The organism is Bacillus cereus group sp. Bc010, from assembly GCF_027716745.1.
Taxonomy (GTDB): Bacteria; Bacillota; Bacilli; order Bacillales; family Bacillaceae_G; genus Bacillus_A; species Bacillus_A pacificus.
On sequence record NZ_JAQFUY010000004.1, the window covers coordinates 149,647 to 171,407 of the forward strand.

Here is a 21,761-nt window from a genome sequence, read left to right on the forward strand (position 1 = left end):
TGATTATAACAAAAAATGAAAAAAGATGTGACCTTTTTGAAGAAAGGTATGATGACTTATTCATGTTTACATGGAATGATTATGAAAAAATTAAACAATATCGTAAAAATACGGTCTGTACAGAGGAAGAAAAAACAATGGTTTACAACATGAAGAGGGAAATAGAAATAGCTAATATGGACAACATTTCTCGAACGCAGTGTTATCAAGAATATTATGTAAGAAATAGTGAAATTAGGTGGGCTTTTTTAGCGAGTATGGTCTCGAGAAATGCGGGATGGAATATGACTGATTTACAAGGGAGGTATTATGCTACTGTTTTACCTCAAACAGTAAAAAAACATTTATTTTTGACTTATGAAGAAGCGAATTGGATTATTTTTTTAGATGCATTTCCTCAGCTGTTGTTATATGAAGAAAGTAAGAGGAGGCAGGTGCCACTATTCCATTTGTTACAATATTTTAACGTATCCATTTTTATGGAAAAGGAATGGATATATTTTTGGGAGAAAAAAGATATAAATAGACTTATGATAGCGCTTATTATAAATGAACAAAATAAAATTCAAAAACCAGTTATTGAGAATGCATATTTTAAAAAACATGTATTCCATACAGCGCTTTTTAAATTACAAGAAATGCTTCATATTAGTGCCGTTATATTCCCAACCGTTGAAGGGAAGATGTATGGTTTTTCAATTTATCAATTTGAAACGTTACAGAAGCGTATAGAACTAGGAAAGAAATTAGCAGCGTTACTATTTCATTGGAAGTATAAAAGTTTATTCCATAGGTTTGCATCGCAAACGATACACACAGGATCAAGAGCAGATTATGAATGTTATGTAAGAGAAGCTAGAAAATCTTGTACACCAGCTCTTAGAGAAGTTTATCCTGCTGTTGCACATGATGAAATAAGTATGAGAGATTGGTTTTGTAGAGATACGGAAATAAATGAACTATTTTTACCAGAAGAGTATAAGGGTGAAGTTGATATAACAGAATGGTATAAAAGAAAGAGGGAGCAAATCTATATTGCTTCCACCGTAAATCGTTTTGTTAAAAGGATAGATGAGTTCGTGATATAATAAAAAAGAAGTCCCGTCTTCATTTATGAAGACGGGACTTCTTAATGTGAAGTAACCCTGCTATGCGTGCTAAACATTTAATCTCAAAACGTAATGAATATAAGAGATTAAAGAAGTTTTACTTTATGTAGCAGGGAAGTTTGGACCATCTAATTTTGGGTTGCCAGTTTCGGGTTTATTTTGTTTATTTTGTTTTTTCTTTTTTTCGTTTTTGTTCTTTGCCATTTTCATGCACCTCCTTTTTGTATTGTTACCATTTCTATAAATGACATACAAAATGATTTCTTTGACGAATAACAACTAGTTTTGTCATGTGAGAAGGAGTGTGAAATCATTCGGCGAAATTACATGACAAAGGAAAAGCAAAGAAGGAGGCGTTTTGTATATGGCGATGGTTCAGAAGGAAGATGTAATGAAAACAATGGATCAAATGTTAAGTTCTCTCGATTTGCTGGAAATGAATATAGGGATTAGAATGAATCATGCATTAAAGGATAAGAGTGAAAAAATATGCAACAAGATAGAAATAACAGAAATGCATATTGAGCATATGGAAAATAAATTAGTGCATCACGAAGAAAAAGGGAATTGGGTGAAGGCATTTCAAAACGTCGTAGTGAGTGCATAATAAGGTGGGAATAAAATGAAGTATGAAGCATTAATACAGTCTTCGGAAAAACTTATGCAACATAATAATGAAGCAAATGTGAAAAAAAGAGAAATGATTGAATACGATTTTTATAAGGATATGAAACCGTTTGTAGATATGGTAGATGAGGAATTAAAAGTGTGGAAAGAATTAGCTTATGAATGGATTAAGGAAGAAAAACCAAAGTATATACATGTACAGCAAATTGATCAAGTGTACGATAATTTACAAACAAATGTGTTGCAATGTTTTGTAAATAAAGGAAAAGGTAAGCGATTCTTTGAAACGCATCAAGCCATTTCGTATACTTTGCAAAATATAATTGAGCAATGTAAGTAACAAGAGGGGAAACCCTCTTGTTTTTTATGCTTCTGTCATCGTTGTAGGCTTTGTTGCGCCGTTTATCTCTAATTCTTTTATTAATGTTCGGTAATCTGAAATACATATTTTTCCTTCGAGATACCAATGTCTCGCAAAGTCTAACAATTCATTTACATTCTCTGTGTAATACCCCTTTTTTTGAGAAAACGCTTGTTTTAAATCCCCTAATACCATGTTGATTCCTCCCCCATGAGAATCTTCTTCTTTTATATCATAGCATGGAAGGGTTTTCTTTTATAATTTTTTAAAAATTTAAACTTCCGACAAAAATAGACAGATAATCCGTCACACAAATTATTTTACAAGTACATATTATATATGTAGAAACTTATGTGAAGGAGGAGAGAATGCATGTTTCAACAATCTAACGTATATCAGCAATCTAATCCATATGCACAGCAAAATATGTACCAATATAATACGGATACATATTTACGTTATAATATGTATCCTTTCGAGCCTCATTATGGAAATCAAAATTATTACCAGCCATTTGAAGTGTCGTTTATGAATCAACCGCAGCAACCTTATATGAACCAACAACCGCAACCTTATATGAATTCACAATACTATATGCCACCGCCATCCCCCTATAATCAACAAGCGATGTTTTATCCACCAAAACAACCGTACCCGACGCAAAATAAACAAAAGCAACAGCAACAACCAAGTCAATTTTCTAGTTTCGTTTCCCAATTTAAAAATTCAGATGGTAACTATGATGTAAATAAAATGATGAATACAGCTGGACAAATGATGAATGCAATGAATCAAGTAACAGGCATTGTAAAGCAAGTGGGAGGTTTTTTTGGTAAGTAATTTTGGAGGGTTGGCTATAAAAACATTGTATACGAAATAAAGGTCTAGACAAATTTCCTTAGAATAAATGGGTATATATAACAAGCGGCTTAACCTCTTTTCTCATATTGTAAAGTGTAATCAGATTTTTTTTATGAGAGAGGAGAGAAAAAACTATGCATCATTGTCATCCTTGCTTTGGAGGGCATAAGCCTACAGGACCTATTTGTACGACTGCTCCTGTCATTCATCCGACGAAACAATGCGTAACACATTCTTTTTCAACAACGGTGGTGCCACACATTTTCCCAACGCATACAACACATGTACACCATCAACAAATTAAAAACCAAAACTTCTTCCCACAAACAAACTCAAATGTAAATGTTGTAGACCCAATCGATCCAGGGTTCGGCGGATGTGGACCGTGTGGTCATGGACATCATCACCACGGTCATCAAATATCTCCATTTGGACCAGGGCCGAATGTATCACCGTTTGGACCAGGACCTAATGTATCACCATTTTTACCAAACAATGTATCACCAGTTGGACCAAATATTGGACCAAACGTTGGTGGAATATTTAAAAAGTAAATGATATGTTAGAACTAGCGAAATGCTAGTTCTTTTTTTGTAATTGGAGTGTTGATATGAAAGTTATTGCAGTAACAGGATATAAGCCATTTGAACTTGGAATATTTAAAAATGATCATCCAGGAGTAGAATGTATAAAAAAGGCGTTGCGTCGTAAATTAACTGCTTTTGTAGAAGATGGTTTAGAGTGGGTTATAATAAGTGGCCAGTTAGGTGTAGAATTATGGGCTGCTGAAGTTGTTTTTGAAATACAAGTAGAATATCCAGATTTAAAATTAGCGGTATTTACTCCATTTTTAGAACAAGAAGAGGGTTGGAAGGAAGATAACCGTGAATATTACGAGTTTATTCTCTCTCAAGCAGACCATGTTGATAGTATCACGAAACGTAAGTACGAAAGCCCAGAGCAATTTAAATTAAAAAATCAATTTTTTATTGAAAAAAGTGATGCGCTTTTAGCTGTATATGATGAAGAAAAACCAGGGAGTCCTAAATATATTGTAGAAGCAGCAAAGAAAAAAGGAGAAATAGAAAATTATCACAGTTATTTCATTCTTTTTTCCGATTTACAAGATATAATAGAAGAGGAACAGTGGAATAATGCTGAGTAATATGTAATATAGTACTCGTATATATGATTGACAAAAAGCATTGTTTCTGAAAAAATTTAGTTAATGAAAGTTTTGGCAAAAATTTGAGGTGAAGAAAATGATTTCGGATAAAATTAAATTAACGGCGAAAGATATTTTAGAAAAAGAATTTAAAACAGGTATGAGAGGTTATCAACAAGAAGAAGTAGACAAGTTTCTTGATATGATCATTAAAGATTATGAAGCTTTCCACAAGGAATTTGAGCAATTAAAGCAACAAAATGCTCGTTTAAAGCGTGAACTAGAAGAACAAAAGCTAGCAGCAACGCAAGTTCCGCAACAATCTGTACAAACACCAGTTGCGCAACCAGTATATAACAACACGAATACGGACATTTTAAAACGTCTATCGAATTTAGAAAAAGCTGTATTTGGAAGCAAGTTATACGAATAATTTCTGGTGATAAAAAGGTTAAAGCATTTTACATAGAAAAAAACATTGCAAAATCTTTTTGTTTCCACTATACTAATGGATGTCATAACGTTTGGGTAATCGCTGCAACGCCAACGTTGTAGAGGAAAGTCCATGCTCGCACGGCCTGAGATGGCTGTAGTGTTCGTGCCTAGCCAATTCATAAGCTAGGGTATTCTGGCTGTAAGGCTGGTTTAACGGCAGGGAAAAAACCTAAGTCCTTTCGGATATGGTTTGACTACCTTTAAAGTGCCACAGTGACGAAGTCCTTGAAGAAATGATAGGAGTGGAACGAGGTAAACCCCACGAGCGAGAAACCCAAATAATGGTAGGGGAATCTTTTCCAAGGAAATGAACGATGGGAAAGGACAGGTTGTATAACCTGTAGATAGATGATTGCCACCGGAGTACGAGGCGTGGGCCGTTTGCAGTACAAAGGAACAGAACATGGCTTACAGAACGTTATGAACCAACTATGAAATAACTCAGCTCTCCTTTGTTAGAGGAGGGCTTTTTATTTGTATGAAGTTATAAATGATGAGTTAAAATGGTTAATGAGAAAATTCTTCGTAAAATGTAATAATTAATAGGAGAAATAGCTATTAATTATTGTTTGAATATACATAAGAGGTGAATGCAAATGGGAAAAGTTACTTTAATCGCAACAGCGGCAATGGGTATTGAAGCTTTAGTTGCCCGAGAAGTTCGTGATCTAGGTTATGAATGCCAAGTAGAAAACAGCAAAGTAACATTTGAAGCAGATGAAAAGGCGATTTGTCGCACGAATTTATGGTTACGTACTGCGGACCGTGTGAAAATTAAAGTTGGCGAATTTAAAGCGACAACATTTGATGAGCTGTTTGAGAAAACGAAAGCATTAAACTGGGGAGATTATATTCCAGAGAACGGTGAGTTCCCTGTTATCGGTAAATCTTTAAAATCTGAGTTATTCAGTGTTTCGGATTGCCAACGTATCGTTAAAAAGGCTGTCGTTGAAAAATTAAAAACAACATATAAACGTACAACTTGGTTTGAAGAAGATGGCCCGTTATTCCGTATTGAGATTGCAATGTTAAAAGATATCGCAACATTAACAATCGATGCGAGCGGTGTTGGACTTCATAAACGTGGATATCGTGTGGATCAAGGGGAAGCTCCTTTAAAAGAAACATTAGCTGCGTCTTTAATTAAATTAACAAACTGGAAGCCAGATCGTCCTTTCGTGGATCCTTTCTGCGGATCAGGTACAATTCCGATTGAAGCAGCATTAATTGGACAAAATATCGCACCAGGTTTTAACCGTGGTTTTGCATCGGATGAGTGGGGCTGGGTTGGTAAACAAAACTGGCGTGAAGCTCGTCAAGAAGTAGAAGATTTAGCGAACTATGATCAACCATTGCAAATCATTGGATCAGATATTGATCATCGTATGATACGTGTTGCTCAAGATAATGCAGAAGAAGTAGGTTTAGGTGATTTAATTACATTTAAACAAATGCAAGTAAAAGATTTCACAACAAAAGAGGATTATGGCTATGTTGTAACGAATCCTCCATACGGAGAACGTTTAAGTGAAAAAGCACTTGTTGAACAACTGTATAAAGAAATGGGACAAGTATTCCGTCCATTAGACACATGGTCGACGTATGTATTAACAAGTTACGAAGCATTTGAGAAGTGCTACGGAAAAGATGCATCGAAGAAACGTAAACTGTTTAATGGATTTATCCGTACAGATTACTACCAATACTTCGGAAAACGTCCACCTCGTAATTCATAGTATAAAGGCATTTGAAGGGCTAAAACATAATTGGTTCGCTTAGAACAAGTTATTAAATATTAGCCCAATAAATAAACCTCATTCTTTTTTCCGAAAGGAAGAAAGGGTGAGGTTTTTTTGTTGTATAAAATTGCAATGCAAGAATTTTTGGATGACAGGGAATTACGTAATTTAAGTAAACATACTTTGAAATCTTATAAAGGAATTTTGAAAAGGTTTGAGTCCTTTTGTGTAAATAAAGGGATATTTGACACTGATAAAGTTACGTCAAAAGTTGCAAAAGAGTTTTTAATTTATTGTAAACATGAGTTGAAAAATAGTATATCTACAATAAATGAAAAGAATCGAACATTAAAGGTGTATTTTAAGTACCTAGAAGAGGAAGGGATAGTTGAGGAGAATCCATTCAAAAAAATTAAATTTAGTAAAGAAGATACCATAACAGATGTTTTAACAGATGAGCAAGTGAAGAGTGTTCTTGAACACTTTGATAGAGGTCATTATAAAGGCACGAATTTTGCTTTAATGAGAAACCGGATGGTAATTGTCTTGTTGATTTCTACAGGGCTTAGAAGAGAAGAATTAGTTAATTTAAAGTGGTCTGATATTGACATGAGGAATAGGACAATTATGACCTATGGGAAGAAAAGAACCGTTGCTACTATTCCATACACAAGGAAATTGCAAAAAGAATTAGCGGAATATAAAACATTTTTAGAATTTTATTTCGAAGAAGAGAAAGAAGTTGTATATGTGTTCCCAGATAAGTGGAATCGACAATTAACTACAGAAGCAATATCTACTTTATTCAAACGTTTAAAAAAGAATTTAAATATGGAAGGACTAACTTGTCATGCTTTTAGACGTTATTTTGCTTCTAAGTGTTTAAAAATGGGAATGGACTCTTTGAATTTACAAAAACTCATGAGACATGAAACGCTCCAAATGACCGAGCGATATGTAAAACTTTATGGTCATGCACTGCATGATGTAAATGATAAATATAACCCTTTAAATTTTATTGAAGTTTAAACCAAAAGAAAAAGAGTCGCTCCCGCCAAGAAACCGACTCTCAAAACTAGCACAGGGGAGAAAAACTCCACTGTTCCCAACTAAATAACGGACAAACCGTACATTTAGCACCTTCATTTTATCGAAAAAATTCGAGGAATGCAAGGTTTCTTCAGTAATGCCTTTTTGGGGTGGAGTGTACGGTAATTCCGAACGTGGGAATGACCTAACACCACGCTAAACACTTGAACAGGTTTGCTAAGCCAATGTCATAAAATTAAGCGTATACTCACAAATGCGTTTCCTTGTTTGCGCTGAGTATAGTCTAGGAGAGAACGTCCATAAACGGTTTGGTAAAGGTTGCTTGGTGTACTACGGTACAGGTAGCAACGAATAAGAAAGATAACATTAGGTTATGAGTAATTGAGGATAATGTCAGTAGTACAATTCCTTCCCTAAATCTTTCGGCATGTTGGACAAGCATGGCATGTTAAAAGTTCGTTGTAGGTGAAAATCTAACGTTCAAACAAGGTGTTACTATACGGATTCCTTAACCCGATAGACCATGAGAAATGACAATGAACGTCTGCTTTATGTTGCATTAACCTTCTTGTTTTTGCAATGTAAGGTAGTCATTCTATGCCCTAGCCGTTGTCCTGTACCCTCATCCCATGATGAAAGACGGACACCTAAAGTCAATATCATTTTTAGGTGGTAGTTCAAATCGACAACTACTATATAATAATAAAAGATTAAATATAAAAGATATATATATATAGTGTTGTCGAACTAAACTACCACCTTGGAATTACAATTAAAACTGTATATAAACGATTGTTCTAGTGTTGGGGAGTTAATGTGTTATGTGTATTCTAGAGCAACTGTACAAGAAGGTATGAGCGTTTGAAAGATATTTTAAAAGATAGAATTGTTAGATGATGAGCGGATATGTTTTTTAAGGTATTCTCAAAGTTTTATCAAAATGGTTGCAAAAGTGCCTTCATAAACACTTTATTAATGAGGGATAAATACACAAAATGAAAAACACGTACAAAATGCCCTTCAAAAGCACTAATATATGAAGGGATTATTTTTAAAAGTAAAATGTTTGCAAGACATGTAGATAAGGGCTTTATTAATGAAGGGTCTTTTAAACAAATGTAAAACAGCGACAAAAGTATTCTCCCAACCACTAATATATGAAGGGGATTTTAACAAATATAAAATGGTCACATTTTGGTCTAGTAAAGCACTAATATATGAGAGGTAATTTATTAAAACATAAAACAGCGACAAAACCCCTTAGTTGAAGGCATTATTAGTGAGGGGATTAATCTTAAAACATAAAATACATACTTTTCCCCCTTGTAAGCCACTAATATATGAAGGGTATTTTGGAAAAATATAAAAAGGTTAACAAAAGTGTTTTCATAAACACTATATTAATGAGAGGTATTTTATTCGAAGTATCAAAACAGCGACAAAAGTGCTCTCATAAACACTATATTAATGAGGGGTATTTTTTTATAACTTTACTCAATTTATTGTATGAGTGAAAAGCAAAACTCCTTGGAAAACTAATTACATCTTTTCTTACGATAGCGATTAGTGTACTCCTTTATAGAAGGGTGGATAGCCACACCCTTCTTTTTTATTCTTAATTTTAAATGGAGGAAGAAATATAAATGCAAGAAATTAATAACCAAGAACAACAAGAACAGGCAAAAGATGTTGAAGAAACTCAACAAAATGAAGAAATAGTTGAAGAAAAAACGTATTCACAAGAAGAAGTAGATTTACTATATAACCAGATTGAAGAGTTGTCACAATACAAACCAAAAGAATTAACAGATGATGAAATTAAAATTCAACAAAAGTTGGAATCTATTTGGAAAAGAGAGGTTGCACAAACCTTAAAAGAAGAAGGCGTTGAAGTTTTCGCTGACTTCTTTAACGTTTCTGTCGATGATACAGAAGCATTAAATAATCAAATTATAAGATTAAAGGAAATCATTGGTCAACTAGAGTTAGCGAATGGATATAAACCGACAAATCATAAACAGGTAGACGGCTATATCATTGCTAAGAAAAACAAAGACACTAAATCTATGATTAGTCAAAAATTAAATTTTTAATATAAGAAAGAGGAAAAAAGAATGTTAGATTCTAAAAAATTAACTACACAGGAAAATATTCATCTTACTGATGAAATTGCATTAGTAGCACCTATCGCTACTCCATTTTTTACATTACTTATGAGCAAAGGATTATATGTTGACTCAAAAGGGAAATTTCACACATGGAGAGAAAAAACTCTTGATGGCACTGCTGACATTACAGTGGATGAAGGTGTAGATGCTACACAATTCGTACAATCTGGACGTGCAGAATTAAACAACGTTATGGAAATTTTCTATAAAGCAACTAGCGTATCTGGTACAGCACAATCAACAGGAGCAGTTGGTGATTTATTCGCACAAGAAATTAATGACCGCTTAGTTGAACTTGCTATTGGTATTGAGAATAAACTTATCAACGGTGTTAAAAACGATGGTGCAAGTGGCAAACGTCAAATGGATGGACTTTTAAAATTTGTTGATGCAGGTAACGTTGTCAACGGTGTTACTAAAGATGTATTAACTGAAAAAGAAGTTAAGGAACTTGTTAAGAAATTATGGACAGCAGGAAATGAAAATGGTGAATTTTACGCATTAGTTGGTGCTGACTTAAAAGACCAAATTGACGAACTATACAAAGACCGTTACTCTTACCAACATGTTACTACTGATTTCGGTATCACTGTTGATTCTGTAAATACTTCATACGGAAAAATTAACTTTATCTTAGACCGTTATATGCCGGCAGATAAAATTGTTGCTTTTGATGTAAATGCTATTAAAGTTGCTTTCTTACGTCAACCACAATTCCAAGCATTAGGTAAAACTGGTGACAATGATAAAGGTCAAGTAGTGGCAGAAGCAACGCTTGAAGTTGGAAGCAAAAAAGCAGTTGCGGTTTATAACTTAAAACAAGCGTAACTAACTAATTAAATACATAAATCTAATAAGGTGAGAGGGTAATTCCTCTTGCCTTATTTATTTTGATGAAAAGTAAAAAAAGTGAGTGAATAGGAGGTTAAATACAATGAGCATTAAGGATATGTACATTATCGAACGTAGAAAGAAAAAAATACGTTTACGCCAGTTAGCAGAGTATATTGGCTGTAGCCCATCTCTCCTTTCCAGATATGAAACAGGAGATTGTGAGATGGATAAAGAGAAAGTGAAAAAGTATAAAGAGTATATAAATTCTTATTAAATTTTAGATGAACGAAAGATAAATTAAAGGAGTGAAATATGTGGAAGTAGTAGAAACTTAACTCTTTTACTCAAACAGCACGTGAGTAAAATGGAATAAAGGAATAACAAATAATATTTATAGAATTTAGCGATTTTACAATTAAATAGAAAAGATAAAATTAAGTTTTTATCAAACATTAAAAACATAAATTAGTGCAAAAGTTTTAAGAGTGAAAGTTACACTTTCGCTAATTTATGAAGCAAGATTTTAAAAGAAAATTTCCGCAATGGGTTAATGAAACTGGAGATTATACAGTTTGTTTGTCAGATGACCTAGATAGTTTAGTTGGTGCTTCTGTTTTAAAGAGTGTTAAAGGATATGAAATTAAACATTTCTATGATTTTAACAACTTCTATTCAGTTGATGGTGACAAACGAAAAGCGATTGGTGTTGATATTGCATTAGAAAAAGGAATGACTTGGGATAATCATGTCGTACGATTGTCCAGATATGGAAAAGTAAATACTGTGTCTGCTAATCCTAATGTGATAGAAAACATTGATAGAGAGAATTACACAAAGAAGTATGCAATGAGTACAGCACTTCTAATATGGTCTTTTTATGGTTTATCACTTCCGCAGAGTGATGAAGGAAAGATGTTGCTACTTAGTATAGATTCTTCTTATAAGGGTCATTATACGTGCTTTAAGTCGGTTCAAAATGAATGGTTAAGAAAGTTAGGTTTTGAAGAGTTAATTGACATTCAGAATAAATACACTTTGAAAGATTTTGCAAATATTAAAAAGAAATATAACTCTTCTATGAAAATAGTACTTGTGAATGGACAACTACAAACAGAGATGTATTTAGAAGGTATCTCAAAGGTATTAGGTTTACCTATTGAGTTGCCTATTTGTCGTTTTAAATTAAGAAAGCGTTTTCTGAGAGAAGTGATTGAGTTAAGAAAATATACATCTTATACGAAAGGCATGATTGAAGAGAAGTATAACAAGGAAATCTTCTCTATGGCTCTTACCCAAAAAAATACTATCAGTTTAACTTTCAAGTAATGTGAAGGTTAATTAAAAAGGAGGAATTTAGAATGTTTCAAGAAAAAGAGTACTTTTTCTGTTATTCAACAAATTTACATGAGTTTTTGAGATATGAGAAAGGAATTAAATATATTTGCACAGCATTCCACGACACAACAAATAAACGATTTTGGTTATTTGAACGTGATGGGGAGTTGTTAAATGCTCTGGATGAGTATAATGAGCGGGGCAAAAAATTAGGATTAAAGAACAAGTAATCCATTAAAGGTAATTTAAATAAAGGGGTAATTAGAAATGTTAAAAATGACAACAGATAATTATATCCAAATTCCAAACGTGGCGTTTGGGTTTGGTACAGAGTACAAATTAAACAACGATGAGTTAAAGGTGTTTGCTTATCTTCAATTTATGAAGAATGTTGGCACAATGAATATCAGAACACATGTAACAATCATAGTGGAAGATTTAGGGTGGACGACTTCAAATGCAAGTCGTGACAATGTGAAGGCAGGAAAAGCATTGGAAGGTTTAAGAGATAAAGGTTATATAACTTTATCTTTCAACGGTGATGTAAAAAAGAATGCACTAGCAATTGAAATAAACGATGAAATGAAGAAAGCGACAGCAGAGGGGAAAGTTAATTGGAAACAGAATCCATTCAAATTCAAAGGTTTTACGCCAATTAAATCAAGTGAATACAATCTAGCAGGAGAAGATGATTATCACCTAACAGTTATGGCTTACCATAATTGGAGAAATAACGCACAATTCGAATATGCAATTTGCGACAAAGAATGGTGTGAAGTGCTGGAATTAGGTATGACACGAACAAGGGAAATCATTAACGATTGTATATTTCTAACAAAGGTTTCTGGTAAAAGATATCAAGATGAAACTGGAAAATGGAAACAAGAAACAAACCAATATGTAAAAAGTATGTCTGTTAAGACAAATTTAAAAGAAATTGAAACAAAAAATAAAAACTTATCCTTCTTGGAAAGAGAGCGTGAAAAGGTTACTGATGAGAATGTGTTGTTAAATGAAGGTATTTTCAAACAAATTTTTGATAAGCAAACTAAATTTTATTGGGATGGATATAAAGCATGGAAAGAAACAATTTGCGACCACGTAAAACAAGCAGGTCAAAAGAAAATAGATGCAATGCTGAAATCTTCAAAAGAAGGTGCAAAATACGTTGTTGAGAAATTAGAAAAAGAATATCAAGAACGTTTAAAAAGTAAAGAAAGAGCACATAGAATGATGGAAATTCATATGAATGAATTTGAAGGACATGAAGAATGGACATCACCATATAAGCAGAAAGAAATCAAAGAAGAAAGTTTCTTTGATGATATGTAAGAAAGAGGTTAAATGAAATGACGTTAAAAGAAGCATTAAAGAAGATTACAAAAGAGAATCGAATGTATTTTAATTATAAATTCCCAGATACACGATTCAATCAAACTATTCTGCCAAAAAATGAAGAAGAATTTCTTATTTCAGTTGGTAGAAAAACTATGAATGGTTTTACAAATTGGGAAAAGACACCAGAGTATGCAAATTTGGTGGCACTGTATTTACAATCTAAAATGATTGATGATATACATACTATTTACAAAGTTGTGAGAGAAAAAGCATTAACAGGTGATGAAAAGCAAGTTAAATTGCTTTTAACTCTTAATAAAGAAATCAACAGTATTATTAAAGCAGGGGCAGAATTATCTAAAGTAGATGAAGAACCAGAAGACGATGGGTTGATTGTATAATGGCAAGAAAACCTACTACAGCAGAAAAACTAAAATTAATTAATGAAGACCCTGTATTATGGCTACAAAATTTCGTCAAAATCACTACCAATACAGGTGAATATGTACCTTTTGTAGTTAATGACCAACAAAAGAAATTCATTAATGAAATGGGACGTTTTAATGTAATTGCAAAGGCAAGACAAATTGGTTTTAGTACAATGTCATTGGCTTTGTGTTTATGGATGGCAATGAACAGACCAAGAACCAATTATATGATAGTTTCCTATAAACAAGAATCATCAACATCATTATTCGATAAATTAAAAATGATGTACGATGACCTTCCACATGATAAATTTAAGTTTCCAAAAGATACACAAAACAACCGTAACCAATTGAAATTTGATAATGGCTCATCTATTACACTTGCAACCGCAGGAGGTAAAGATGTGGGTCGTGGAACTACATATGAATACATTTTATTATCAGAGTTTGCATTCTACGAGAATCAAGATTCAATTTTATTATCAGCAGAACAAGCATTGGCAAAGAGTAAAACATCAAAATTAGTAATTGAAACTACTTCAAATGGTTTCAACTCCTATCAAAAACTCTTCATGAACGCATATAAAGGTGAGTCGAAGTACAAAGCGTTTTTCTTTCCTTTCTATTCTTCCTCATACGCAAAACAATTCAAGGATGATTATGATGAAGCAGAAATATGGTACAAAGCAAATAATAAAGGAAAACGTCTTACTAAAGATGATTTAGAGCAAGAAGAATTATTTTTATATGAGCAAAGGGCAACTCTTAAACAATTAATGTGGCGAAGATGGAAACTACTTGATATGAGTTTGCAACAATTTTATCAAGAATTTCCTGCAACCCCAATGGAATCATTTATCAGTAGTGGATTAAACGTTTTCGACCAACAAAAGATTGTTGAACGCTTAAAATATATTAAAAAACCATTTCTATATAGAGATGTAAAAATGTTTATTCCAGATAGTATTGCAAAATACATTGGAAAATCGTTAATGATTTATGAATTACCTGTTGAGGGTGTCCGTTATTATGCAGGTGTGGATACTGCAAGCGGTAGCGGTGGCGACTATTCTACTATCTCAATTTTAAATGCAGATGGTGAACAGGTGCTAAGTTTTTATGATAATAAAATTCCTGTTTATGAATTTGCAAAGTTACTTGATACTATTGGCAAGTTTTATAACTATGCCTTTTTAACAGTAGAAAGAAACTCTTTTGGTACGCCAATCTTAGAACGTTTACGAAAAGAATATGAGTATATGAATTTGTACAAACATAAAATTTTCAATCAGCAATTAGGCAAAAAACAATTACAGTTAGGATATCAAACTACTCAAGTAACAAAAAATATTATGATTACAGATTTAAAAGAGCAATTTGAATTAGAAATGATTCTTATAAACTGTCAAGAAACGTTAGACCAAATGCAAATTTTTGTTGAAACAGATGGAAAAACAGGAAATAAAAAAGGTAATGATAAACATGATGATTGTGTAATTGCTATAGCATTAGCAATTCAAGGTATTAAGCAAAATAAATGGTATATTTAAGAGGGTTTTTGTCTCTTTTTATCGAATTATATCGGTTGAAGGGAGATGGTTTAGATGAGTTGGACAAATACATTTATTGAATCCTTGAAAGAATGGGATGAGCATTGTAATCCAAAGGATGCAACATTAAAGGATGTTTTGTTTTTTCTTAGTTATAATATAGGTGAAAAATTTTTACAAGAAGATTTAACAGTAGAAAGTTTAAAGAAACGAATTATTTATCTGGTTAATGAGGAATCTTTTGAAGAAAAATTTTTAATAGATTCTTTAATTCATGAAACCACAGCCATATTCAAGAAGAGAATTAATGAACTTGGTGAAGGTATAATTCGAAACGAGAGAGGTAAGGAAACATTTGAAAAAAATGGACAGGATGCAAGTAATTTTGAAAGACAGTTATCTAAAATGAAGAATATGCAATATATATATATGGTAGAGAATCAACTAGATGTTTGGAATACTATTGTAAATCAAAAGTTTTCTCTTTCTAATAGAAGACAGTTAGAGATGGAAGATTTTCAACGGAATTATGAAGAGTTAAAGCGTCAAAAGGGATTTTCAGAAGGAATACCTGATGAGTATAAGGATGTACCTTTTAGTGATTTGTATAAAAAATGAAGAACGAGTAAAGCACCCTTTAGGGTGTTTTTTATTTTGGAAAGGAAAAAGAAATGAATTTACAAGAATATATTAAAACCGTACATAACGGTAACCAATTCTGGTTTGTTGATGAGGTGTCTCATTTTGAAAACCAGAAAAGAATTTTAGATACAATTGAGAAGAAAAAATATTTGGATGGTAAACATGCTATCTCAAATAGGGTTGTAGAAAGTTATAATAATAAACCATATCAACAACGACAAGTTTTATTACAGTATGCAAAGTTAATTGTGAACCTTGAAACTACTTACCTATTAAAAAAACCGATAACTTTTACTGGTGAGGAAAAGATTGTCGGAGATATGCAGAGGGTGTATAAGAAAGGTAATTATGACAAGATTGACTTCGACCTGCTAAATAACTTAGTTAAGTATGGTAACGGATATGAGTATGTGTATATCAAAGATGATGGAAATGTGAGCAGTAAGGTCGTACCGACAGAATGCGGATATCCTATTTATAATGATGAGAACGACATGATTGCATTTGTTGAGTATTATACATCATTAGAGAGTGACTTCTATGTTGTCTATACACCAGAGGAAGTAGTGAAGTATTCAACAATTGGAGGTACGGATTTACGTGTTGTGGGTTCTTATAAGAATGTTAGTGGTTTACCAATTCACTATAAAACAGATAATGAATTGAGCACGACATTTGGAAAGAGCGACTTAGATGACTTTATTAATATCATTGATGCTATGGAGGATTTACTATCTAAGTTTAGTGATTCATTCTATAAACATCATAATCCAATCCCAGTAGTTATTGGGCAACAACTAAAAGGAGAGGGGCTGAATCCTCATATCGTTGGTGGTGGAATTACTTTAGATGATGGTGCTGACTTTAAGATGGTAAGTAATGGTGTCAATCATAAGGCATTTGAGGTAATCTTCAATACACTCATGCAACAACTGATTAACATTGCAAGTGTTCCTGCTGTGGCATTGAATGCTTCGGATGTAAGTAACTTATCAGAGATGAGTATGAGAATGTTATATCAACTTGCTGACATGAAGGGTGGACTCAACGAGCGTTACCTAAGAGAGGGACTAGAGCAACGCAACAGCAAGGTAGTGGGTCTGTTAGGTAAGCAAGGTAAGGCATACAGTGAAGATGCTATTGACTCGTTAGATATGGTATTCCACTATGCAAGACCAGTCAATGAGACAGAGGTCATTGATAACTTAGTTAAGATGTATGATGTTGGTGCAATCAGTATGGAGTCATTGGTTGCAATCAATCCATATGTTAGCAATGAACACCTAGAGTTGAAGCGTATACTTGAACGTGAGAAACGAGTTAGTGAGCAGAAGCAAGTCAATAACAAGGTCAATGAGTATGAGCAAGCAAAGACAATGGATGTAAAAGCAGACGTTGCAACTAAGAAAGAGGATATAGTCGAGGGATAAGAGAGACATATGTGAGTGTTGTGATTGTATGTGTGGATTTGGCAAAAACATTGATATATCAAAGTTTAGTGATATAAAGGTATTAATTTCATGCGACACACTTTTAAGTAATGCATGTGTGCGAGGATGAGCCGAGCCGGAAAATAAACGAACAAAAATGAGAAGGGTATGGAAAGAACAAGTGTTCTTAAAACTCGTTTTTGTTCAACTTACTCTAGGTAGATGAGTGAGTTTTGTAGAAAATGACCGTAAAATAAAACACGAACAATGTCATTGGATAGTCAATGAACGTTCGTGTGATAGGACTTCCTATAACCTTAATTATGTAAACTACCATATAATTAGTATTATGGGGATACTTCTTTATTCGTGTATTGTTCATTTTTGGTGTTTTCAAAGGTGAGAAGTCGAACAAAACGTTTACCCCATGTTCACAAAATGCTCCTATAGCCAACCTCTCAACACACACCCTAAAAAATTTCAGAAAGGAGAATCTATGATGCTTGATTCTATCCTAAATTTACCTAGCCAATCTCTATTATATCTCGAAAACAAAATCAAATCAACGTACCTAACATTAAATCCAATCAAACAACGTCCACTAATGACAACTGAACAATATGAAGCGATTTATCCATATGTTGCAGGTATGTTGTATCAAGAATTGTCCTTTACTCCATATGATACAACCCTTATTCATTTTGAAGATGATGAGAACATGGGATATGAAGTTAATGGAATCAAATTGAATGGATTCTACATTTCGGAACATCACAACGCTAAAATACATATATTCGTATTTACATATGAAGGAATCTGGCTCTATAACAATGAGCCATTGGATACACCAACTTATATTCAAGAGTACATTAACAGATTAGTTTGTAACTCTCATGAATGTTTAATATATAACAAATCAATTACAAAGGAGAATATAGATATGGATAATATCGAAAGATTACAAATGGAAATCGGTGGTATGGAATTACCGTATGAAGAATTAATTGTGTATTTAGAAGAAGAAGGCATTAACGGTGATGCAATTTACAATGCATCGTCAAAAGCCAACAAGAAAGCAATCTATTCAACTGCACTGGCAATTTTAAATTCAATCGCAAACCAACCACATTTAATGAAAAACTACCGACAGGACGACATGACAATTGACAATTTTGCTAAGTATTTGCAAGCACGAATTGACCAATTAGAAAAGAAGATTCGTCAAATGCCAAATGAAGATTCTGCACCTAGCAACTTCTTCAATTTATTTCAATAAGAAAGGAGGATAAAAAAATGGATAAATTTAATATTTTTAAACTGCAATATAACGTATTCAATGACATGATGTCATTAGCAGGTCAAGAAGTGTTTATAAATGGCGCTAAGAAGTATGGAATCATTACAAATACTGATACTCGAGAATTTAATGATAAATATCTTTCAACTAATTTCGCAATGATGCGTGGTGATTACATCTATTATAACGACATGTATTGGATGATTTGGAATCAAGTAACTGTACCACGTTCGGAAAATTATAAAGGGATTATGAGACAGTGTGAGCACAATATCATATTTAATTTAAAGTATGCGGATGAAACAAGTAAATATCTTTTGAAATGTCCTGCGGTTATTCAGCGCACAAGTGATTACACACAGCATTATCAAAGCACAGTGTCAATGGTTACAATTGATTCAGAGATTCATGTGTTTGTAAGGGATACTTCTTTGACCAGAAAAATTATGAAACTTGTTGGTAAAAGCGATGGACAAGTAATTATAGGAAACAAAAATTATAGTATTATCGGTGTATCTGTTGAAAAGAAGGGATATTTAAATATTACCTGTCGTTTGGACAATACAACTTCTTTTTCTGATTATGTTAATGAAATTTATTGGAGAGAAACTAGACCTACTGATTGGGAAAGTCAAATTGATGATTCTTTATTCTACCGTGAAGGTGTAACACCTACATTACCTAGTGCTCCTAATGAATTACAAACCAATGTTGGTGAAATTAAGGGTTATGATATTAAAAATCAAACACCTACATCTCTTGGAGAGATTAGTTTCTCTTGGACACACGATGATAATAAAGTTAAGTATCGTGAATGGGAGGGATATAAGGTTGTATTGTTAAAGGATAATGTGGAGATTTCAACTACCACAACTATATCTACTTCTATTAATTATACAAACTTGCAAGCAGGTGAGTATTTTATTAAGATTTCTATTCTATTTAATACATATGTAGAAGATGAAGGAAGTTTAGCGCAGACATCTAATAAATTTCAAATTAAAGATGAAACTGTTAAACCTTTACCACCTAACAATTATGAAACTAATGTATCACCAATGGATATTAAAGCGGTAGGAGAAGTAGCCGAAGATGGAGATGGGATAGTTACTTATACATGGGGCAAAGATGTTAATGCTGAAAACTATTCTGGGTTTGTTGGCTATACACTTTATCTATATCGTAATGGTACATATTCCTATTCATTAAACTTTGATAAAGATGTAACGTCTTATAAATGGATTAACAGAGGTGAAGGTACATATTCAGGTAGAATCTGTGCACGTTTTATAAATGGTGAAATTGAGACATTAGGTTCAGAGAAGTTTTTTGGAAATGCAACAGTTCAAAATAATTTTGACAGCGGTGACCCTTGGTAATAGAAATATTGGGTGTATCTCATGATATACCTTTATTTTTCTTTATATAGCCCTCTAGTTGTTTTAGATGTTTTGGTATTGGGTTAGTTCTTAAAATCTAGTACAAGCAAATTTGAGAGGTCGTTTTTTGAGGTAGGAATCTTTTCAATTTTCGTTTTCGTGATTGGGTTTAATATATATAAAGTCGGCAAATTACGCTAACACGTACACCCCTTGATAACAAAGGTTTTTATCCTGTCTCAAAAGTACCTAATTATTAATCTTGACACCCTCTTAGACATTTTGAAATGTCAAATGGCTTGTTTAAAATGCAACGAGGTATCATTTTTTGTCCTGTTTTGGTCAAAAAGCGAAATTAGTTCATCAGAAAATGTCCATTTTAGGACGAAAAGTGATAAGACCTATATCAAAAAATGAACAAAAATGGACAAAAAGCGATAGGTATAGAAAATAGATAGTAAAAAGAATAGATAGTATAAAAGGAAGGTCGCTAATGCTCCCCTATCTTTCTTTCGCTAACGCTCTCCAGTTCGCCTTCGGCTCATTACCTCACTTCGTTCGGTGGGGCTTCGCCCATTCTTTTACACAATAAAAAAGAATGTTTTAAATGAATTTTAAATAAGTATCAAAAAAATATTGTACAACTTGTTTATTAATAATTAAAACAATCATAAAATTAATTTAAATCTTACATAATATGAATTTCAATCATATGGTAAAATATGATATTTTTATTGTTAAGAACTATTAATTAAAAGAAGGGGATAAATATATGGCTGTGGAGAGGTTGCGAAGATCCGAATATGCTTTGAAATCTGCTCATGAACGTTTAACAAGGGCATTTAGTGTTATGAACGATGAGAATAAAATGTACGCAACATTGGGTGAAGTTTTGTTATGGGTAGTCGCCATAAACGATTGGCATATAGAATTTAATAAAGTGGAGTACTCATACAGACAAAAACAAGATACTAGAGGGAATTTATTATTTGGTTTAAGACATGCCTACAACATGGTGAAACATAATATGAATTTTATAGAATTACATAAAACGGAAGCAGTACCACAGTTCACTTTCCCAGTTTTTGAACCTCCTGTAACTTTTTGTTTAATAAAGGTTTTGTGGAAAGATATTCATAATATTTCATGTGAGAGAAGATATGAAAATCAAAAACAGAATTATATTGAATATCTACAAGGAAAGGAGGTTTTAGAAACTATTAATCAAGCGATTGATTTCCTGTTAGAGGAAAATGAGAGATATGAATAGACATTTAGTAAATAATGAATTAAATGAATTAAATCAATTTAATAAAATAAACGTTTAACAAGGGGTGGAGTATATGAAATATAAAAATAAAAATCTGGTGCTTGCTTTTACAATGATTATTATTTTCTTATTGCTTATGGGATGTGAAAATAATAAAGAAGAAACGTTGGCAGATAAAGCGTTTGAAGAAAATTCAAAAACAGAAGATAGAGTAAAAGAACAAGCGGATGCTCAAACAGAAGAAAAGAAAAAGGAAGCCAGTGAATCGGTTTTAAAGATATTACCTGGGCAAGTTAATACTTTAATTTCTTATGTGGATGATGTTGCAGATAAGATAAGTAACAAAGCAACAACAGATAAAGAGTTAAAAGAAAAATTGAGGGGATTAGAGAAAAGTATCTATAATGTTGAACTTAGCGTGAAGTATTTACCAGAAGAATTTGAAAGTGTTGAGACGAACATTAAAAATTTATTGAGTAACTCAAAAATATTTATAACTGAATCAGTTAAATTCCATCAAGGGAACGGTAATGCAGGTGAAGTAAAAAAAATAATGTCAGAGATGTTAAAGGACATTGTTGCAATTAAAAAAGTTCTTCCTTTAGACGATGAAGATAATGGTTTTTATTCGGTATCTAGGATGGAAGAGTTTATCCAAAAGTAATAAATGATTTGTTGATGAT

At 32.7% G+C, this 21,761-nt stretch carries 25 protein-coding genes and 1 other RNA gene; 24 read left to right on the top strand and 2 right to left on the bottom strand.

Going from position 1 to position 21,761, the window contains the following annotated elements:
* The first annotated feature begins 62 nt into the window (after positions 1-62).
* Positions 63-1,088 carry a DUF2515 domain-containing protein gene (locus PDQ68_RS07725; RefSeq protein ID WP_029141089.1) on the top strand — a complete coding sequence of 342 codons (1,026 nt, stop codon included), beginning with the start codon at positions 63-65 and terminating at the stop codon, positions 1,086-1,088.
* A 123-nt stretch (positions 1,089-1,211) separates the two neighbouring features.
* Here the strand turns inward: PDQ68_RS07725 and PDQ68_RS07730 are convergent, their stop codons facing one another.
* Positions 1,212-1,388, bottom strand: coding sequence for a hypothetical protein (locus PDQ68_RS07730; RefSeq protein ID WP_001982922.1), 177 nt, complete (start codon positions 1,386-1,388; stop codon positions 1,212-1,214).
* An 85-nt stretch (positions 1,389-1,473) separates the two neighbouring features.
* Between PDQ68_RS07730 and PDQ68_RS07735 the strand changes: the two genes are divergently transcribed.
* Positions 1,474-1,716, top strand: a complete 243-nt coding sequence (locus PDQ68_RS07735) for a hypothetical protein (protein ID WP_001252039.1) — start codon at positions 1,474-1,476, stop codon at positions 1,714-1,716.
* A gap of 15 nt (positions 1,717-1,731) precedes the next feature.
* Positions 1,732-2,076: a YppE family protein gene (locus PDQ68_RS07740; protein ID WP_000872959.1), complete on the top strand. Its 345-nt coding sequence runs from the start codon at positions 1,732-1,734 to the stop codon at positions 2,074-2,076.
* Between the two features lie 24 nt (positions 2,077-2,100).
* Here PDQ68_RS07740 and PDQ68_RS07745 read toward each other — a convergent pair whose 3' ends face one another.
* Positions 2,101-2,292 (bottom strand): YppF family protein, encoded by a 192-nt coding sequence (locus tag PDQ68_RS07745; protein WP_000242661.1) that lies wholly within the window; start codon positions 2,290-2,292, stop codon positions 2,101-2,103.
* A 177-nt stretch (positions 2,293-2,469) separates the two neighbouring features.
* Between PDQ68_RS07745 and PDQ68_RS07750 the strand changes: the two genes are divergently transcribed.
* The 21 genes from PDQ68_RS07750 to PDQ68_RS07850 all read left to right on the top strand — a co-directional run bounded on the left by PDQ68_RS07750 (position 2,470) and on the right by PDQ68_RS07850 (position 21,742).
* Complete coding sequence (locus PDQ68_RS07750; RefSeq protein ID WP_014893168.1) at positions 2,470-2,937, top strand: YppG family protein; 468 nt, start codon at positions 2,470-2,472, stop codon at positions 2,935-2,937.
* A 155-nt stretch (positions 2,938-3,092) separates the two neighbouring features.
* The gene (locus PDQ68_RS07755) at positions 3,093-3,512 is read left to right on the top strand and encodes a CotD family spore coat protein (RefSeq protein ID WP_000546263.1); all 420 of its coding nucleotides are present in this window, start codon (positions 3,093-3,095) and stop codon (positions 3,510-3,512) included.
* Positions 3,513-3,568: 56 nt separating this feature from the next.
* Entirely contained in the window at positions 3,569-4,123 is a 555-nt protein-coding gene (locus PDQ68_RS07760; RefSeq protein ID WP_000862921.1) for an SLOG family protein, read from the top strand.
* 97 nt (positions 4,124-4,220) lie between these two features.
* Positions 4,221-4,556 carry a cell division regulator GpsB gene (gene gpsB, locus PDQ68_RS07765; protein WP_061184018.1) on the top strand — a complete coding sequence of 112 codons (336 nt, stop codon included), beginning with the start codon at positions 4,221-4,223 and terminating at the stop codon, positions 4,554-4,556.
* 87 nt (positions 4,557-4,643) lie between these two features.
* Positions 4,644-5,034, top strand: an RNA gene (gene rnpB / locus PDQ68_RS07770) — RNase P RNA component class B.
* Positions 5,035-5,214: 180 nt separating this feature from the next.
* The gene (locus PDQ68_RS07775) at positions 5,215-6,354 is read left to right on the top strand and encodes a THUMP domain-containing class I SAM-dependent RNA methyltransferase (protein WP_000521235.1); all 1,140 of its coding nucleotides are present in this window, start codon (positions 5,215-5,217) and stop codon (positions 6,352-6,354) included.
* A gap of 120 nt (positions 6,355-6,474) precedes the next feature.
* On the top strand, positions 6,475-7,386 hold the full coding sequence (locus PDQ68_RS07780) for a tyrosine-type recombinase/integrase (RefSeq protein ID WP_235590145.1): 912 nt from the start codon (positions 6,475-6,477) through the stop codon (positions 7,384-7,386).
* Between the two features lie 1,664 nt (positions 7,387-9,050).
* Positions 9,051-9,500 (top strand): hypothetical protein, encoded by a 450-nt coding sequence (locus tag PDQ68_RS07785; protein ID WP_012093773.1) that lies wholly within the window; start codon positions 9,051-9,053, stop codon positions 9,498-9,500.
* 21 nt (positions 9,501-9,521) lie between these two features.
* The gene (locus tag PDQ68_RS07790; RefSeq protein ID WP_000887342.1) at positions 9,522-10,403 is read left to right on the top strand and encodes an SU10 major capsid protein; all 882 of its coding nucleotides are present in this window, start codon (positions 9,522-9,524) and stop codon (positions 10,401-10,403) included.
* 106 nt (positions 10,404-10,509) lie between these two features.
* Positions 10,510-10,683: a helix-turn-helix domain-containing protein gene (locus PDQ68_RS07795; RefSeq protein WP_041809596.1), complete on the top strand. Its 174-nt coding sequence runs from the start codon at positions 10,510-10,512 to the stop codon at positions 10,681-10,683.
* Positions 10,684-10,919: 236 nt separating this feature from the next.
* Positions 10,920-11,735 (top strand): hypothetical protein, encoded by an 816-nt coding sequence (locus PDQ68_RS07800; RefSeq protein WP_012093776.1) that lies wholly within the window; start codon positions 10,920-10,922, stop codon positions 11,733-11,735.
* Between the two features lie 32 nt (positions 11,736-11,767).
* On the top strand, positions 11,768-11,974 hold the full coding sequence (locus PDQ68_RS07805) for a hypothetical protein (RefSeq protein WP_000485079.1): 207 nt from the start codon (positions 11,768-11,770) through the stop codon (positions 11,972-11,974).
* 37 nt (positions 11,975-12,011) lie between these two features.
* Positions 12,012-13,076, top strand: a complete 1,065-nt coding sequence (locus tag PDQ68_RS07810) for a hypothetical protein (protein WP_012093778.1) — start codon at positions 12,012-12,014, stop codon at positions 13,074-13,076.
* A gap of 17 nt (positions 13,077-13,093) precedes the next feature.
* Positions 13,094-13,483: a hypothetical protein gene (locus PDQ68_RS07815; RefSeq protein WP_012093779.1), complete on the top strand. Its 390-nt coding sequence runs from the start codon at positions 13,094-13,096 to the stop codon at positions 13,481-13,483.
* The gene (locus PDQ68_RS07820) at positions 13,483-15,060 is read left to right on the top strand and encodes a terminase large subunit domain-containing protein (protein ID WP_012093780.1); all 1,578 of its coding nucleotides are present in this window, start codon (positions 13,483-13,485) and stop codon (positions 15,058-15,060) included. The genes PDQ68_RS07815 and PDQ68_RS07820 overlap by 1 nt, the downstream gene beginning before the upstream one ends.
* A gap of 54 nt (positions 15,061-15,114) precedes the next feature.
* Positions 15,115-15,678, top strand: a complete 564-nt coding sequence (locus tag PDQ68_RS07825) for a hypothetical protein (RefSeq protein ID WP_270786649.1) — start codon at positions 15,115-15,117, stop codon at positions 15,676-15,678.
* Positions 15,679-15,731: 53 nt separating this feature from the next.
* A complete protein-coding gene (locus PDQ68_RS07830) occupies positions 15,732-17,132 on the top strand; it encodes a phage portal protein (RefSeq protein WP_012093783.1) in 1,401 nt (466 codons plus the stop codon).
* Positions 17,133-17,631: 499 nt separating this feature from the next.
* Entirely contained in the window at positions 17,632-18,408 is a 777-nt protein-coding gene (locus PDQ68_RS07835) for a glutathionylspermidine synthase (protein ID WP_270786650.1), read from the top strand.
* Between the two features lie 17 nt (positions 18,409-18,425).
* Positions 18,426-19,808, top strand: coding sequence for a hypothetical protein (locus PDQ68_RS07840; protein WP_012093785.1), 1,383 nt, complete (start codon positions 18,426-18,428; stop codon positions 19,806-19,808).
* An 850-nt stretch (positions 19,809-20,658) separates the two neighbouring features.
* Complete coding sequence (locus tag PDQ68_RS07845) at positions 20,659-21,078, top strand: hypothetical protein (RefSeq protein ID WP_270786651.1); 420 nt, start codon at positions 20,659-20,661, stop codon at positions 21,076-21,078.
* 73 nt (positions 21,079-21,151) lie between these two features.
* The gene (locus PDQ68_RS07850; RefSeq protein WP_012093787.1) at positions 21,152-21,742 is read left to right on the top strand and encodes a hypothetical protein; all 591 of its coding nucleotides are present in this window, start codon (positions 21,152-21,154) and stop codon (positions 21,740-21,742) included.
* Positions 21,743-21,761: the final 19 nt, after the last annotated feature.

Coding starts and splice junctions, on each gene's coding strand:
- PDQ68_RS07725 (WP_029141089.1), top strand. CDS start 63: ATGTTTACATGGAATGATTATGAAAAAATTAAACAATATCGTAAAAAT.
- PDQ68_RS07735 (WP_001252039.1), top strand. CDS start 1,474: ATGGCGATGGTTCAGAAGGAAGATGTAATGAAAACAATGGATCAAATG.
- PDQ68_RS07740 (WP_000872959.1), top strand. CDS start 1,732: ATGAAGTATGAAGCATTAATACAGTCTTCGGAAAAACTTATGCAACAT.
- PDQ68_RS07745 (WP_000242661.1), bottom strand. CDS start 2,292: ATGGTATTAGGGGATTTAAAACAAGCGTTTTCTCAAAAAAAGGGGTAT.
- PDQ68_RS07750 (WP_014893168.1), top strand. CDS start 2,470: ATGTTTCAACAATCTAACGTATATCAGCAATCTAATCCATATGCACAG.
- PDQ68_RS07755 (WP_000546263.1), top strand. CDS start 3,093: ATGCATCATTGTCATCCTTGCTTTGGAGGGCATAAGCCTACAGGACCT.
- PDQ68_RS07760 (WP_000862921.1), top strand. CDS start 3,569: ATGAAAGTTATTGCAGTAACAGGATATAAGCCATTTGAACTTGGAATA.
- gpsB (WP_061184018.1), top strand. CDS start 4,221: ATGATTTCGGATAAAATTAAATTAACGGCGAAAGATATTTTAGAAAAA.
- PDQ68_RS07775 (WP_000521235.1), top strand. CDS start 5,215: ATGGGAAAAGTTACTTTAATCGCAACAGCGGCAATGGGTATTGAAGCT.
- PDQ68_RS07785 (WP_012093773.1), top strand. CDS start 9,051: ATGCAAGAAATTAATAACCAAGAACAACAAGAACAGGCAAAAGATGTT.
- PDQ68_RS07790 (WP_000887342.1), top strand. CDS start 9,522: ATGTTAGATTCTAAAAAATTAACTACACAGGAAAATATTCATCTTACT.
- PDQ68_RS07795 (WP_041809596.1), top strand. CDS start 10,510: ATGAGCATTAAGGATATGTACATTATCGAACGTAGAAAGAAAAAAATA.
- PDQ68_RS07800 (WP_012093776.1), top strand. CDS start 10,920: ATGAAGCAAGATTTTAAAAGAAAATTTCCGCAATGGGTTAATGAAACT.
- PDQ68_RS07805 (WP_000485079.1), top strand. CDS start 11,768: ATGTTTCAAGAAAAAGAGTACTTTTTCTGTTATTCAACAAATTTACAT.
- PDQ68_RS07810 (WP_012093778.1), top strand. CDS start 12,012: ATGTTAAAAATGACAACAGATAATTATATCCAAATTCCAAACGTGGCG.
- PDQ68_RS07815 (WP_012093779.1), top strand. CDS start 13,094: ATGACGTTAAAAGAAGCATTAAAGAAGATTACAAAAGAGAATCGAATG.
- PDQ68_RS07820 (WP_012093780.1), top strand. CDS start 13,483: ATGGCAAGAAAACCTACTACAGCAGAAAAACTAAAATTAATTAATGAA.
- PDQ68_RS07825 (WP_270786649.1), top strand. CDS start 15,115: ATGAGTTGGACAAATACATTTATTGAATCCTTGAAAGAATGGGATGAG.
- PDQ68_RS07830 (WP_012093783.1), top strand. CDS start 15,732: ATGAATTTACAAGAATATATTAAAACCGTACATAACGGTAACCAATTC.
- PDQ68_RS07835 (WP_270786650.1), top strand. CDS start 17,632: ATGCTTGATTCTATCCTAAATTTACCTAGCCAATCTCTATTATATCTC.
- PDQ68_RS07840 (WP_012093785.1), top strand. CDS start 18,426: ATGGATAAATTTAATATTTTTAAACTGCAATATAACGTATTCAATGAC.
- PDQ68_RS07845 (WP_270786651.1), top strand. CDS start 20,659: ATGAACGATGAGAATAAAATGTACGCAACATTGGGTGAAGTTTTGTTA.
- PDQ68_RS07850 (WP_012093787.1), top strand. CDS start 21,152: ATGAAATATAAAAATAAAAATCTGGTGCTTGCTTTTACAATGATTATT.